Here is a 13,800-nt window from a genome sequence, read left to right as displayed (position 1 = left end):
TCGCGCGCGACGGGCCGGTGCGCCGATACGCGGTCCCGGCCGGTGTCACCATCGTCCTCCCGCACCACATGAACGACCGCGATCGCGAGTTGGGGGGCACATGCCTCAGCAAGTCCTCGGCGCGAGCCTGCGCGTGGCGATCCACGCCCCCGCCCCCCTGATCCGCGCCGGACTGTCCGGCTTCGTCGCCATGGAGCCGCGGCTGCGCGAGGTGCCCCGGGACAGGATCCGGGAGGCCGACGCGATCGTGGTCGCCGTGGACGTGGCGGACGCCTCCGTCCTGGACCTGCTCCCCAGCCTGAGCGACCACCCGGGCGCACGCTTCCTGGTGGTCGTCAGCGAACGCTGGCAGGCCGACGTGTCGACGGCCTGGCACCGGGGCGTTCGCGCCGTGGTCTGGTGGGACTTCTGCAGCCCGGACGTCTTCGTCCGCACCGTCCGCGCCGTGGCGGGCGAGGACGACAACGCGGCACATGCCACCCGGACCGTCGCCCCTTCCCGGAACCGGGCTCCCCTGAGCACGCGCGAAGTGGCCGTCCTGCGCCTGATCGCCGAGGGAAGACAGTGCGACGAGATCGCGACGGAACTCTCCTACTCCGAGCGCACGGTGCGATACATCCTCTACGGCGCGATGAAGCGCCTGCGGGCACGCAACCGCGCCCACGCCGTCTCGTACGCCATCAGGGCCGGACTGATCTGAACCGCCGTAACATCGGCCTCCTGCACCGGAGTTGACGGAGGAGACACCATGAACCTGGGCAGCCACCTCACTCAGCGTCTCCTGCGTCTTCCCCCGCCACTCACCCGTGACGTGGCCGTCGACCACGATCTCCGGGTGCCGATGCGGGACGGGGCCGTCCTGCTGGCCGACCGCTGGAGGCCGAGGTCCGGTGGTGACGGCCTGCCGACCGTGCTCCTGCGGATCCCCTACGGCAGGGCGGGCATGGCCGCGGGGCCGATGGTCCGGCCGCTGGCCGAGCGGGGGTTCCAGGTGCTGATCCAGAGCACGCGCGGCACGTTCGGCTCCGGCGGCACCTTCGACCCGATGCGCGGCGAGCGCGAGGACGGGCTCGACACCGTGGACTGGGTGATCGGGCAGCCCTGGTTCGGCGAGTCGATGGTGCTGTACGGCATGAGCTACCTCGGCTTCGTCCAGTGGGCCATGGCCGACCAACTCCCGCCGCAGGTGAGGGCGATGATCCCGGCGGTGTCGGAATCGGCGCTCAGCCTGGAGTTCCTCCGCGAGGACGGGTTCTCCCTGGAGACACCGTTCGGCTGGGGCGTCATGGTCGCCGGACAGGAGCGCCGGTGGGCGATACCGCGCCAGCTCCTGGAGGCGAGGCGGGTGCGCCGCGCCATGTCGACGCTGCCGCTCGGCGAGGCCGATGTCGCCGCCATGGGGCAGCGGTCCGCCTACATCCAGGACGTCCTCGCCCACGACGCCGGCGCCCCGCGATGGGCGCGGCTGGACCACAGTCACCGGGTGGCCGGCGTCGCCGTACCGGTGAGTTCCGTCGGTGGCTGGTACGACATCTGCCTGCCCGGCCAACTCCGGGACCACCAGGCCCTCCAGGCGGCCGGGCGGCAGGCCCGGCTCACCGTCGGCCCGTGGACGCACACCGCCCGGGGTGTGGGTGTCACGGCGGTCGGCGAGACCCTCGGTTTCGGTCTCGCCCACGCCCGCGGCGAGCAGCCTGCGGAGCGCGCCCCGGTCCGCCTGTTCGTCATGGGCGCGGAGACCTGGCGCGACTTCCCCTCCTGGCCGCCGCCCGGATACACACCGCGACGCTTCCACCTCCACCCGGGCGGCGCCCTGTCCACCGACGAGCCGGGCGAGTCCGCGCCGGACGGCTACCGCTACGACCCGGCGGACCCGACTCCGGCCGTCGGCGGGGTACGCCTGGCCCTCGGTGTGAAGGGCGGCCCCGTCGACAACACCGGACTCGAGGCCCGGCCGGACGTCCTGACCTATACAACTGCCGTACTGGACACGGACGTCGAGGTGATCGGTGAGGTCGGCGCCGAGATCTGGTTCCGCTCCAGCCTGCCTTTCGCGGACGTGTTCGTCCGGCTGTGCGATGTGGACGCCAAGGGCCGCTCGATGAACGTGTGCGACGGCCTGGTCGGTCTGACGGGCGCCGACCGGACCTCCCGCGCGACGGTACGGCTGTGGCCGACGGCCCACCGCTTCCGGCGCGGTCACCGCATCCGGGTCCAGGTGTCCAGCGGTGCCTTCCCCCGCTACAACCGCAATCCGGGCACCGGCGAACCCAGGGCGACGGCCACGACTCTCCGCGCCGGGAACCAGGAGGTGTTCCACGACCCCGGACACCCGTCCGCGGTACTCCTGCCGGTCCGCCGGGCAATACGGAAAAACGGCTCGACCGAGCGAGAGCCCGAAAATGGACTAGACATGAGTGGACTAGACAATTAAGCCGCTTCAACCCCCCACATGATGCTGCGGAATACGACATCACAAGACCCGGCCGGTCTCGGCGCATATTGCCCCACCGAGACCGGGCCGACATGGCGACTACCCAAATGTCATATGCCTCAAGGCGTTTATACCTCCAGGGTGGACTCGAGGCGCTTGAGGTTATGCCTCGCCAGCGCCAGATTGCTGCGCTCACGGTCCAGCGCGAGATACAGGAAGAGCGAGCCGCGCGTGCTCGCCAGCGGCCGGATCAGGTGGTACTGCCGGCCGAGGGTGATCAGGATGTCCTCGATGTGGTCGTCCAGGTTGATGGCCTTCAGCGTGCGCTGCTTGGCCCGCACGACCTCGGTGTTGCCCGCCCCCGCGACCTCCAGGTCGAGATGCGGCCCGCCGCCCAGCGCCCCCAGCGTCATGCCGCTCTCGTAGTCGACCAGGGACACCCCCAGAGCCCCGTCGATAGTCATCGCTTCCTTGAGCGTCGCCTCAATGTTCACGTGGTGCCTCGTTCCCCTCACCCCGGCGAGATTCGGCGTCTCGCCACGAAAACGGTCTCAATGCGAACCGTGCGGGTAACAGACAACACCATCTTTGGTCAGAGTTGCGATAGTTGGCAAATAAAGTAGTCTGCTCGCCGGAGTGACTGAAGGGGGGACCTTTGTCATCGCTCGACGCCGTACTGGGCCGCGCCCTGACCACGCCCGGCATCAGCGGAGCCGCGGTACTCGATGCCGTCACCGGCCTCTCCTATGCGGAGTCCGGGGATATGAGTGCCGGTCAGGACTCCTGCCAAATAGCGGAATTGGCCCGCACCCGCCTCATTCGGGCAGGCGCGTCAGGGGAGTTGGAGAGCGTCATCGTGACGACCTCCACCCGGCATCTCGTGACGATCCAACTCCCGCGGCAGGGCGACCCCTTGCTGCTGTGCGCGACCGTCGACCGCGACCGCACGAACCTCAGCTCGGCGCTGCGCGAACTGAGGCTGCACGCCGACGAGTTGCTGGCATGACGGAAGGCACCGAGGAACCGCTCGCCGACTCCCGCAACGTTCCCGCCCTGTTGGCGGCGCTCCGGAACCGACGGCGGTCCTGCACCGTGATCGTGACCGGCACCCCCGGCGGCTCCATCCACGTGCGTGACGGCCTCGTGGTGGCCATGGAGACCCCTGGCGCACCCGGCATCGAGGGACTGCTGCTCAGGTCGGGCCGCATCGGCGAACAGGCGTGGTCGGCGGTCCGCGCCTCCGACACCACCCATGAACATCTCGCCGCCGAACTCGTGGACCGCGGACTCGTCGGCGCCGGAGAGCTGGAGGTCATCAGCCTCGGCGCGCTCTTCGACGCCGCGTTCGCGCTCTCCCTCGCCGTACCCGACAGCTGGGAAGTCACCGCCCCCGTACCGGCGTTGTACCGCAACGCCGGCGTCACCCCCGAGCGGCTCCTCGGGGAAGTGTCCCGACGTATCACCTCCCTTGCCACAGAACCCGGTTCGGTCGCCGCTCTCGCCCGCACCCGGATGCGGTCGGTGCCCACCGCGCGTCTCCCCGACCCCCTCGGCAGCCTCCCGGCCCGGCACCGGGCCGTCCTGGCCGCCGCGGACGGACGCAGGACGGCGCGGGACATCGCCTTCGCCCTCGGCCGGGGTCTCTTCGCCGTCATGATCGACCTACGGCACCTGCTGAACCTCGGTCTCGTCCGACCGCACACCCCCTCGCCGAACGGCAGGCCGAGCACGGCGGCGCGCGTCACACCCTCCGCCGTCACCCCCTCCGCCCTCGACTCCGCCTCGCTCCCGCGTCGCCTCCCCGGCCGCCACTCCGCGCCGGCTCACCGGCCCCACGACTGAACCGCCCTTCCCACAGCCACGTCCCCACCGGGCTCCCCTCCTGCCTCGCTCTCCCACCGCCATCACACACGAACGCAACAGGAAGAAGACGCCTTGACCGCCACCCCTCTTGAATGAGGGGGTCCTACGGCTCGCGCCGTGGGGTTTTCTGCTTCGTCGCCAACTGCCCGCCCGGAGAACTCCGTTGAGGTCTTACACCAGCTCCACAGACAGACACCGCCAGCCCGGCGGCCAAAAGGTTCCGTGCCGCGTTCACGTCCCGGTCATGAGTCGTCCCGCAGTCGCATGTCCAGGTACGAACATCGAGCGGCATTCTCTCCTGCACAGCACCGCAGGCGGAGCACAGCTTGGAGGAGGGGAAGAAGCGGTCCACCGCGATGACTTCGCGCCCGTACCACTTCGCCTTGTACTCCAGCATGGAGCGGAACTCGCTCCAGCTCGCGTCGGAGATGGCCCGGGCGAGCGTGTGGTTTTTGACCATGCTGCGTACGGTCAGGTCCTCGATCACGAGCGTTTGGTTTTCACGCATGAGTCGAGTGGTCAACTTGTGGAGCAGATCGCGGCGCCGGTCGGCGATTCGGGCGTGGATCTTCGCGACCTTACGCCGGGCCTTGGCCCTGTTGGTTCCCTCGCCCTTGGCCTTGCGCGACAGCTCCCGCTGAGCTCTCACGAGACGGCCGCGGTCACGGCGCTCGTGCCGCGGGTTGGCGACCTTCTCCCCCGTGGAGAGGGTCAGCAGATGGGTAAGACCGACATCGATCCCGACAGCCTTATCAGTGGCAGGAAGTGGCCTGATGGCGGGGTCGTCGCACAGCATCGAGACGAACCAGCGACCGGCCGCGTCCTGCGACACGTTCACAGTCGACAGCTGGGCTCCTTCCGGCAATGCCCGCGACCAGACGATGTCCAGCGGCTCCGTCATCTTCGCCAACGTCAGCTGGCCGTCCCGGAAACGGAAGCCGCTGCGGGTGTATTCGGCGGACTTCCGCGACTTCTTCCGCGTCTTGAAGCGCGGGTACTTGGCCCGCTTGGCGAAGAAGTGGGTGAACGCCGTCTGCACATGCCGCAGTGTCTGCTGAAGCGGAACAGACGAGACCTCCCTCAGGAAGGCGAGTTCCTCAGTCTTCTTCCATCCGGTCAGCATGGCCGAGGTCTGGTTGTAGGTGACCTGTTCCCGCCTCAGCGTCCACGCCTCACTCCGGGCAGCGAGCGCCAGGTTGTAGACCTTCCGCACGCACCCGAACGTGCGCGACAACTCGGCTGCCTGCACATCGGTGGGATAGAAGCGGTACTTGAACGCCCGCTTCGCGTGAATCGCGGTCACCCCCACAAATTAGTGAGACCTCCACGCCAACATCAAACCTGCCGGTCACGGCACTGGGATCCACCCTCGAGACGAATCCCAGCTCCTTGCCCTGCACCACAGAGGCGCTGTTTCTGCCCCTGGCCAAAGCCGCGGGTATCAACGAAAGGATTCCAATGAGCGACCCCGTGACCGACCTCCTCATCGCCCTGCGGGACAACGTGATGGGAGTGACCGAGACCACGCTGGCCACCAGCGACGGGCTCGTCGTGGCGAGCGACACGACCAAGACCCACCCCGAGTCCATGGCCGCGGTGGCGGCGGCGACCCTGGCCCTGGGTCACCGCCTTGCCGATCAGGGCGGTACCGGCCACCTCCGTGAGATCAGCGCGCGCTGCAGCACGGGCCACGTGATCGTGACGGCCGTAGGAGAGCGGGCGCTGCTGGCCGTGGTCGCGGACGACGGTCTGGACCAGGCGGCGTTCCGCAGGGAGATCCCGGCCGTCGCGGCGGAACTGCGGCGGCATCTGGACGAGGACGTCTAGGCGGATTCGCGGACGATCACGCGGGCCGGTTCGGAGGCGGTGTCGGCCGCCGGCAGGCCCAGCGCGGTGCGTGCGGCGCTGCGGCCGATGGCCTCCGCGTCGATGTGCACGGTGGTCAGGGCGGGTGAGAAGAGCGCTCCGTGCGGGGTGTCGTCGAACCCGACGACGGCGAGGTCCTGCGGTGCGCGCAGCCCGAGGCGCCGCATCGCGGCGAGGGTGACGAGCGCGAGGTCGTCGTTGTAGGCGAGGACGGCCGTGACGTCGGGGTGGTCGGTGCGGAAGGCCCGGAGCCGTTGCTCGGCGGTGTCGAGATCGCCGGGCAGGACGAGCGCCGGGCAGGCGGGCAGGCCCGCGGCGTGCGTGGCCTGCCGGATGAGCCGCCCTCGTAGCGCGGCCAGGGTCTGGAGTTCGGGGGTGTCCGGCATGACGGTGGCGAGGTGCCGGTGGCCTCGGTCGGCCAGATATCGGACCGGGACGTCGGCCTGCGCGGAGAACGCGTCGAGGGAGGTCTCGGCGTCGGCGAGGATGTCGTCGGCGCGGCCCGCGTCGCCCAGGTCGATCACGGCGCGGGCGGAGACGGCCTGTGCCACGTCGGTGAGGGCCTGCGAGGAGAGATGGCCGTGCAGCACCAGCAACACGTGCTGGTGCAGGGCGAGTTCGGCGTCGAGGCCCCGGATGTAGCTGCCGAGGCTGCTGCCGGTGGGGACCCCCTCGATGTTGAGCAGGACGATGCGGGACGCCCCTTTGCGCAGCGCCTGCGCCGAGCCGTTGGGGACGTAGCCGAGTTCGCGCGCGGCCTGCCGTACCCGTTCGCGTGTCTCCTCGGAGACGTGGCCGGCCGCACCGTTGAGAACGAAGCTCACCGTGGTCTGGGAGACCCCGCTGGCCCGGGCGACGTCCTTGGCTGTCGCGCGCGTGGACCTGCTCACTGTCTCGCTCCTCCGAAGGGGGCCCGGCGGCCGGGTCTCCCGCGTGCGGTCCGGTCTGGGGCTTGTGCGGTGCGGGATGCGCTGGATACCGTACCGCAGCCAGGTGGTAATACGTTTTACCAGTTGCGGGAACGCGTGCTGCGGACCGGATGCGAGGCGAGACGCCCATGAAGCTCGACGCGGTCGACCCGGAACTGCGGCGCGCCGTCGCGCGGATGCCGCGGCTCCCGGTCCGCCGGACGTGGGGACGGCGCGTGGTGCGTGCCCTGGTCGTCCGGCACGGGCCGGGTGACCCTGTCGAGGGCGTCGACGTCCGCGTCCTCGACGAGGGCCCGGGCCTGCGCGTGTACACGCCCGCCGGTGGCGGTTCGGGCGCGGCGCTGCTGTGGGTGCACGGCGGTGGGTATGTCATCGGCGATGTCGTCCAGGACAACGCGTTCTGCGCCCTGACGGCCCGTGAGTCGGACATCGTCGTCGTCTCGGCGAACTACCGCCTCGCCCCCGAACACCCCTTCCCGGCAGCGCTCGACGACCTCTCCGCGGCGTGGCGGCGGGTGCGGGAGTCGGCCGGGTCGCTGGGGGTCGACCCGGCGCGCGTCGCCGTCGGGGGTGCCAGCGCGGGCGCGGGTCTGGCCGCCTGTCTGGCACAGCGGCTGTACGACGCCGGCGGAATCCCTCCGGTCGGACAGTGGCTGTTCTCCCCCATGCTCGACGACCGCACCGCCGCGCGGCGCGAACTGGACGGCGTGCGGCACCGGGTGTGGCACAACGCGGCGAACCGGACCGGTTGGGCCGCCTATCTCGGTACCGGGCCCGGTGCCTCCCTCGTCCCCGACCACGCGGTCGCGGCCCGGCGCGCCGACCTCGGCGGGCTGCCACCGGCCTGGATCGGCGTCGGCGACATCGATCTGTTCGCCGACGAGTGCCGCACCTATGCCGACCGCCTGCGGGACGCGGGCGTGGACTGCGCGTTCGACCTCGTGCCCGGCGCTCCGCACGGCTTCGAGACCTGGGCTCCCGGCACCCGTATCGCCCGGGCGCTGCTGGAGCGCGGCCGGGCCTGGCTGCGTGCACGGGTGGCCGGACCGGCCTCGACGGCACTCGGCGAGGCCTGAGCCCCGCTCCCCCGGAACCGGTCACCGCCCCTCAGCTCACGGAGCCCCCATGAAGCGCACGTCCTTCAACGAAGGCTGGCAGACCCGCCCCAAGGTCAACCCCTTCGCCGAACTGTCCGGTACGAAGGCGCCGTTCAGGCCGGTGACACTGCCGCACGACGCGATGATCGGGCAGGCGCGCACGGCGCCGGGCGGCGACGCCACGATGGAGGGCGGCGCCGGAGCGTACTTCCCGGGCGGGACCCACGAGTACCGCAAGACGTTCACCGTTCCCGAGGAGCACCGGGGCAGGCGGATCCTCTTCGAGTTCGAGGGCGTGTACCGCGACGCCGTCGTGTACATCAACGGCGACTACGCGGGCCAACGCCCGTACGGCTACTCGCACTTCCACATCGACGCCGACCGTTTCCTGCGCTTCGGCGAGGACAACGAGATCCGCGTGGAGGCCCGCGCCCACCGCGACTCGCGCTGGTACACCGGTGCGGGCATCTACCGCGACACATGGATGCTCGTCGGCGAAGTGGTCCGCATCGCGCCCGACGGGGTCCGTGTCACCACCCCGGACATCGACGCGGAACGGGCGGTGGTCGAAGTCGCGACGAGGATCGAGAACGACTCGATCGCGATCCGTACGGTCGATGTCGTCACCGAGGTCCGCGACAGCGACGGGAGCGTCGTCGCGAGCGACGTCTCGAAGGCGACGGTACTGCCGGGCGAGCCCGCGGTCGTACGCCAACGCCTGTACGTCCAGGCCCCGTTGCTGTGGAGCACCGGCACACCCGCCCTGTACACCGCCACCGTGACCCTGAAGGACCTCGACGCCGAGACCGTCGTCTTCGGTGTCCGCTCACTGCGCCTCGACCCCCGGCACGGGCTGCGGATCAACGGCGAGAGCGTCAAGCTGCGCGGCGCGTGTGTCCACCACGACAACGGGGTGCTGGGCGCGGCGACCTTCGCGCGCGCCGAGGAACGGCGGGTCCACCTCCTCAAGGACGCCGGGTTCAACGCACTCCGCATGTCCCATCACCCCATGAGCAAGGCGATGTTGGACGCGTGCGACCGGCTTGGCATGCTCGTCGTGGACGAGGCCTTCGACGTGTGGACGTCGGGCAAGAGCGACTTCGACTACAGCCTCGACTTCCCCGAGTGGTGGGAGCGCGACATCGATGCGATGGTCGCCAAGGACTTCAACCACCCCAGCGTCATCATGTACTCGATCGGCAACGAGATCCCCGAGACCGGTACCCCCTCAGGCGCCGCACGGGGCCGCCAACTCGCCGAGAAGGTCCGCTGGTTGGACCACACGCGCTATGTCACCAACGCCGTCAACGGCATGCTCGCCGTCCTGTCCGAACTGCGGGCGACGCGAGAACAGGCACCGCAGGACGGCACCGGCATCAACACCCTCATGGCCGACGCGGGCGACATGATGAACGCGATCAGCGCCTCCGCCCTCGTCACGGAGAGAACGGCCGAGTCGTTCGCCGTGCTCGACGTCGCCGGCATGAACTACGCCGAGGCCCGCTACACCCTGGACCGCGAACTGTTCCCCGACCGGATCATCCTCGGCACCGAGACCTTTCCCACCCGCATCGACGGCAACTGGCGTCTGGTCGAACAACTCGGCCATGTCGTCGGCGACTTCACCTGGACCGGCTGGGACTACCTCGGCGAGGTCGGCATCGGCCGCCCCCAGTACCTCACCCCGGACACCCCGCGCCCCTCGCACACCGCGCCGTACCCGTACCTGCTCGCGGGCTGCGGCGACCTCGACATCACCGGCCACCGCCGACCCGCCTCCTACTACCGCGAGATCGTCTTCGGCCTGCGCACCGAGCCCTACATCGCGGTCCGGCGCCCCGAACACCACGGCAGCACCTGGGCCGGAACGCCATGGGCCTGGAGCGACACCGTCGCCACCTGGACCTGGCCCGGCTTCGAGGGAGAACCCGTCACGGTCGAGGTCTACGGCGACGCCGACGAGGTCGAACTCCTCGTCGGCGCACGCTCGCTGGGGCGGCGGCCGGTGGGCGAGGAGCACCGCTTCCGCACCGAGTTCGAGACGTCGTACGAACCCGGTGAACTCCTCGCGATCGCCTACCGCGACGGCGTCGAGACCGGCCGCCACAGCCTGCGTACCGCGACGGGCCCGGTACAGCTGCGCGCCGCACCCGACCGTCGGCACATCACGGCACACGGCGGCGACCTCGCGTACGTCACCCTCACCCTGACGGACCCGGACGGCACCCTCCACACCGCGGCCGATCGTCCGGTGACCCTCGAAGTCTCCGGCGCGGGCGTCCTGTCGGGCTTCGGCAGCGCGGACCCGTCCACCGAGGAGCGCTTCGACACGACGGAGCGCCGCACCTACGAAGGCCGCGCCCTCGCGGTCCTCCGCCCGACCGGGCCCGGCAGGATCCGCCTGGTCGCCTCGGCACCCGGGTGCGCCCCGGTCGCCATGGTCGTCGCCGTCGAGTAGCAGACAAGGCCGACCCGTTTTCAGGAGGGGCGGCCTGTCGCGTGCGCCGGTACGGTTCCCGATCGACATGAGATTGACATCCTCCGCCTCTCGATCGAGGGGGACTCAGACCCGGGTGGGTTGAGGTTCACGGGTGTGCGGACGAAGCCGGCTTGGCTCCTGCGCGACTCCTTCTCGATCCATCCGCGGGCACGGTGAGCTGGGGCAGTTGAGCTTGCGCCACCTGGCTCCTGGTTCAAGTGATCCGCCGCCGGACGTGGCTCGGCGCTCAGTGAGCCTGGACCCCGTGCCTCGCGAAGCACGCGCGAACGGTCTGGATCAGGGCGGGGTCGGGTACCGGGGTGTCGAGCAACGGGAAGGGCGTACCGAGGGCTTCGTACTTCGCGGTGCCGAGTTTGTGGAACGGCAGCACGTCGACCCGTTCGACCGCGCCGAGCCCCGCCACGAATCCGGCCAGGGCGTCCACGGATTCCAGGTCGTCGGTCCAGCCGGGGAGCAGGACGTACCGGATCCACATCGGGACGCCGAGGCGGTCCAGCCGCGTCGCGGAGTCGAGGGTGGGGGCGAGCTCTCCGCCGGTCAGTGTCCGGTAGGTGTTCACGTCGAAGGACTTGATGTCCAGCAGCACCAGGTCGGTGTCGGCGAGGAGTTCCCCGGTGGCGCGGGCACCCAGGAAGCCGGAGGTGTCGAGGGCCGTGTGCAGGCCTGCCTCCTTGCACCGGCGCAGGATCTCCCCGGTGAACGCGGACTGGAGCAGTGGCTCGCCACCGGTGAGGGTCACCCCGCCGCCGGCCGTGGTGACGAAGTCCTTGAACTTCCCGATCTCCGCCGTCACCGCGTCGACGCTCACCTCCTGGCCGTCGCGCAGGTGCCAGGGGTCGGGGTTGGCGCAGTACAGGCAGCGCAGCGGGCAGCCACTGACGAAGAGGACGAACCGGGTCCCGGGACCGTCCACGCCGGTGGACAGGTCCCAGGAGTGGATCCGGCCGGTGGCCGCTGTGCGCACCGTACTCACAGCGATCCGTGGAAGGTACGGCTGATCACGTCGAGCTGCTGCTCGCGGGTCAGGCGGACGAAGTTGACCGCGTGGCCGGACACCCGGATCGTCAAGTCCGGGTAGTTCTCCGGGTGTTCCATCGCGTCTTCCAGCGTCGCCCGGTCGAGGACGTTCACGTTCATGTGGAAGCCGCCGGCCGATGTGTAGGCGTCGAGGATGCCCACCAGGTGCCCGGCACGCTTGTCGGGTGCGTGCCCCAGCCCCTCGGGCGTGATCGTCGTCGTCAACGAGATCCCGTCACGGGCCTGTTCGTACGGCAGCTTCGCGACCGACAGCGCGGAGGCGGCGACGCCGTGCCGGTCGCGGCCGTTCATCGGGTTGGCGCCGGGCGCGAAGGGCTGTCCGGCCTGGCGGCCGTCGGGGGTGTTGCCGGTGTGCTTGCCGTAGACGACGTTCGAGGTGATGGTGAGGACCGACTGGGTGTGTTCGGCGCCCCGGTAGGCGGGGTACTGGCGCACCTTCCCCATGAAGGACTCCACCAGCCCTACGGCGATGCTGTCGGCGCGGTCGTCGTTGTTGCCGTACGCCGGGAAGTCGCCCTCGGTACGGAAGTCGACGGCGAGGTCGGTGGCGTCGCGGAACACCTTCACCCGGGCGTACTTGACGGCGGACAGGCTGTCGGCGGCGACCGACAGGCCGGCGATGCCGCAGGCCATGAAGCGGTGCACCGGGTAGTCGTGCAGCGCCATCTCGATGCGCTCGTAGGCGTACTTGTCGTGCATGTAGTGGATGACGTTGAGCGCGTTGACGTAGGTCCGGGCCAGCCAGTCCAGGACGTGGTCGTACGCCGCCGACAACTCGTCGTAGTCCAGGTACTCCCCGGTCAGCGGAGGCGTCGGGGTCGCGACCTGGGCGCCGGTCATCTCGTCCCGGCCGCCGTTGACCGCGTAGAGCAGCGCCTTGGCGAGGTTGACGCGGGCGCCGAAGAACTGCATCTGCTTGCCGACCCGCATCGCCGAGACACGGCGCCCATGTCGACGGTTTCAGTCGTTCGTCATGCCCGCTGCGGCTTCGCGAAGGTCGCGCCGTCGATCACGAACCGGTAGCGGACGTCTGAGGCGAGGATCCGCTCGTATGCGGTGTTGACGTCCTGTGCGTCGATCAACTCGATGTCGGCCGTGACGTCGTGCTCGGCCGCGAAGTCGAGCATCTCCTGCGTCTCGGCGATGCCGCCGAACAGCGATCCCACGAAGGACCGGCCGTTCTGGAGGAGGGCGAAGACCTCCATCGGCATCGGCTCGGTGGTCACACCGACGTTCACCATGGTGCCGTGCAGGCGCAGCATCCCGAGGTGGTCGGGGAGGGACACGGGCGCGCTGACGGTGTTCAGGATGATGTCGAAGGTGCTGGCCAGCTCGGTGAACGCGGACCCGTCACCGGTCACCGCGTAGTGGTCGGCGCCGAGGGCCGCGGCGGCCTCCCGCTTGCCGCCGGACCGGGACAGGACGGTCACGTCGGCGCCCATGGCCTTGGCCATCTTCACGCCGAGATGACCGAGCCCGCCGAGGCCGACCACCCCGACCCTGGTGCCGGGCCCGGCACCGAACCGCTTGAGCGGAGCGTAGACGGTGATGCCGGCGCACAGCAGCGGAGCGGCGGCGGCCGGATCGAGGCTTTCGGGGACGCGGACGACGAAGTCCTCAGGGGCGACGATCGCCTCGGAGTAGCCACCCTGGGTGTGGGCGCCGGGCTCGGCGGGGTCGGGAGCTCCGAAGACGAGGGTGTTGCCCCCCAGGCAGTACTGCTCCTGGCCTGCCCGGCAGTTCTCGCAGGTGCGGCAGGAGTTGACCATGCAGCCGATGCCGACCAGGTCGCCGACCCGGTGGCGGGTGACGTCGGGGCCGGTCTCGGTGACCCGGCCGACGATCTCGTGGCCGGGCACGAGCGGGCTGACCACCAGCGGGCCGAACGTGCCGTCGGCGTAGTTCATGTCGGAGTGGCAGATCCCGCAGTACAGGATGTCGAGCTTGACGTCGTGCGGGCCGACGTCGCGGCGCTCGACGGTGACGGGAACGAGCGGTTTCCCGGCCTCGTGGGTGCCGAACGCGTTGACGGTGGTGGGCATGGTGGTTCCTTCGCGCAGCTACGAGGTGATG

12 protein-coding genes and 1 pseudogene are annotated in these 13,800 nt (G+C 70.0%); 7 read left to right on the top strand and 6 right to left on the bottom strand.

All coding sequences use genetic code 11. The features are described from left to right. Positions 1-100: 100 nt before the first annotated feature. Both R2B38_RS42865 and R2B38_RS42860 read left to right on the top strand, forming a co-directional pair. Positions 101-700, top strand: coding sequence for a response regulator transcription factor (locus tag R2B38_RS42865; protein ID WP_318021211.1), 600 nt, complete (start codon positions 101-103; stop codon positions 698-700). A gap of 48 nt (positions 701-748) precedes the next feature. Then, positions 749-2,434, top strand: a complete 1,686-nt coding sequence (locus tag R2B38_RS42860) for a CocE/NonD family hydrolase (protein WP_318021210.1) — start codon at positions 749-751, stop codon at positions 2,432-2,434. Between the two features lie 128 nt (positions 2,435-2,562). On the opposite strand, the gene R2B38_RS42855 is transcribed toward R2B38_RS42860, so the two are convergent. Further along, on the bottom strand, positions 2,563-2,928 hold the full coding sequence (locus R2B38_RS42855; protein WP_318021209.1) for a hypothetical protein: 366 nt from the start codon (positions 2,926-2,928) through the stop codon (positions 2,563-2,565). Between the two features lie 161 nt (positions 2,929-3,089). Here R2B38_RS42855 and R2B38_RS42850 point away from each other — a divergent pair, with 161 nt between their 5' ends. Together R2B38_RS42850 and R2B38_RS42845 are read left to right on the top strand one after the other, a co-directional pair. Continuing rightward, the gene (locus tag R2B38_RS42850) at positions 3,090-3,440 is read left to right on the top strand and encodes a hypothetical protein (protein ID WP_318021208.1); all 351 of its coding nucleotides are present in this window, start codon (positions 3,090-3,092) and stop codon (positions 3,438-3,440) included. Continuing rightward, a complete protein-coding gene (locus R2B38_RS42845) occupies positions 3,437-4,276 on the top strand; it encodes a hypothetical protein (RefSeq protein ID WP_318021207.1) in 840 nt (279 codons plus the stop codon). Before R2B38_RS42850 ends, R2B38_RS42845 begins: the two co-directional genes overlap by 4 nt. 124 nt (positions 4,277-4,400) lie before the next feature. Here the strand turns inward: R2B38_RS42845 and R2B38_RS42840 are convergent, their stop codons facing one another. Then, positions 4,401-5,600, bottom strand: coding sequence for an RNA-guided endonuclease TnpB family protein (locus R2B38_RS42840; RefSeq protein ID WP_318021206.1), 1,200 nt, complete (start codon positions 5,598-5,600; stop codon positions 4,401-4,403). 155 nt (positions 5,601-5,755) lie between these two features. Here R2B38_RS42840 and R2B38_RS42835 point away from each other — a divergent pair, with 155 nt between their 5' ends. Further along, positions 5,756-6,124, top strand: coding sequence for a roadblock/LC7 domain-containing protein (locus R2B38_RS42835; protein WP_318021205.1), 369 nt, complete (start codon positions 5,756-5,758; stop codon positions 6,122-6,124). On the opposite strand, the gene R2B38_RS42830 is transcribed toward R2B38_RS42835, so the two are convergent. Continuing rightward, complete coding sequence (locus R2B38_RS42830) at positions 6,121-7,053, bottom strand: LacI family DNA-binding transcriptional regulator (protein WP_318021204.1); 933 nt, start codon at positions 7,051-7,053, stop codon at positions 6,121-6,123. The two genes, R2B38_RS42835 and R2B38_RS42830, sit on opposite strands and share 4 nt — an antisense overlap. A 167-nt stretch (positions 7,054-7,220) precedes the next feature. On the opposite strand from R2B38_RS42830, the gene R2B38_RS42825 reads away from it, so the two are divergent. Continuing rightward, positions 7,221-8,168: an alpha/beta hydrolase gene (locus R2B38_RS42825; protein ID WP_318021203.1), complete on the top strand. Its 948-nt coding sequence runs from the start codon at positions 7,221-7,223 to the stop codon at positions 8,166-8,168. 49 nt (positions 8,169-8,217) lie between these two features. Continuing rightward, positions 8,218-10,647 (top strand): glycoside hydrolase family 2 TIM barrel-domain containing protein, encoded by a 2,430-nt coding sequence (locus tag R2B38_RS42820; RefSeq protein WP_318021202.1) that lies wholly within the window; start codon positions 8,218-8,220, stop codon positions 10,645-10,647. 268 nt (positions 10,648-10,915) lie between these two features. Here R2B38_RS42820 and pflA read toward each other — a convergent pair whose 3' ends face one another. From pflA to R2B38_RS42805, 3 genes and pseudogenes are all read right to left on the bottom strand, one after another. Further along, on the bottom strand, positions 10,916-11,662 hold the full coding sequence (gene pflA / locus R2B38_RS42815) for a pyruvate formate-lyase-activating protein (protein WP_318021201.1): 747 nt from the start codon (positions 11,660-11,662) through the stop codon (positions 10,916-10,918). Continuing rightward, positions 11,659-12,666: pseudogene (locus R2B38_RS42810) on the bottom strand (pyruvate formate lyase family protein); the annotation flags it as partial. The gene pflA and the pseudogene R2B38_RS42810, both read right to left, overlap by 4 nt. A 32-nt stretch (positions 12,667-12,698) precedes the next feature. After that, complete coding sequence (locus R2B38_RS42805; RefSeq protein WP_318021200.1) at positions 12,699-13,769, bottom strand: NAD(P)-dependent alcohol dehydrogenase; 1,071 nt, start codon at positions 13,767-13,769, stop codon at positions 12,699-12,701. Positions 13,770-13,800 lie beyond the last annotated feature (31 nt).

Origin of the sequence: Streptomyces sp. N50 (assembly GCF_033335955.1) — a bacterium.
In the GTDB taxonomy this organism is placed as follows: domain Bacteria; phylum Actinomycetota; class Actinomycetes; order Streptomycetales; family Streptomycetaceae; genus Streptomyces.
Note: the sequence above shows the minus strand (reverse complement) of the source record. Positions and strands in the feature narration are given on the sequence as shown.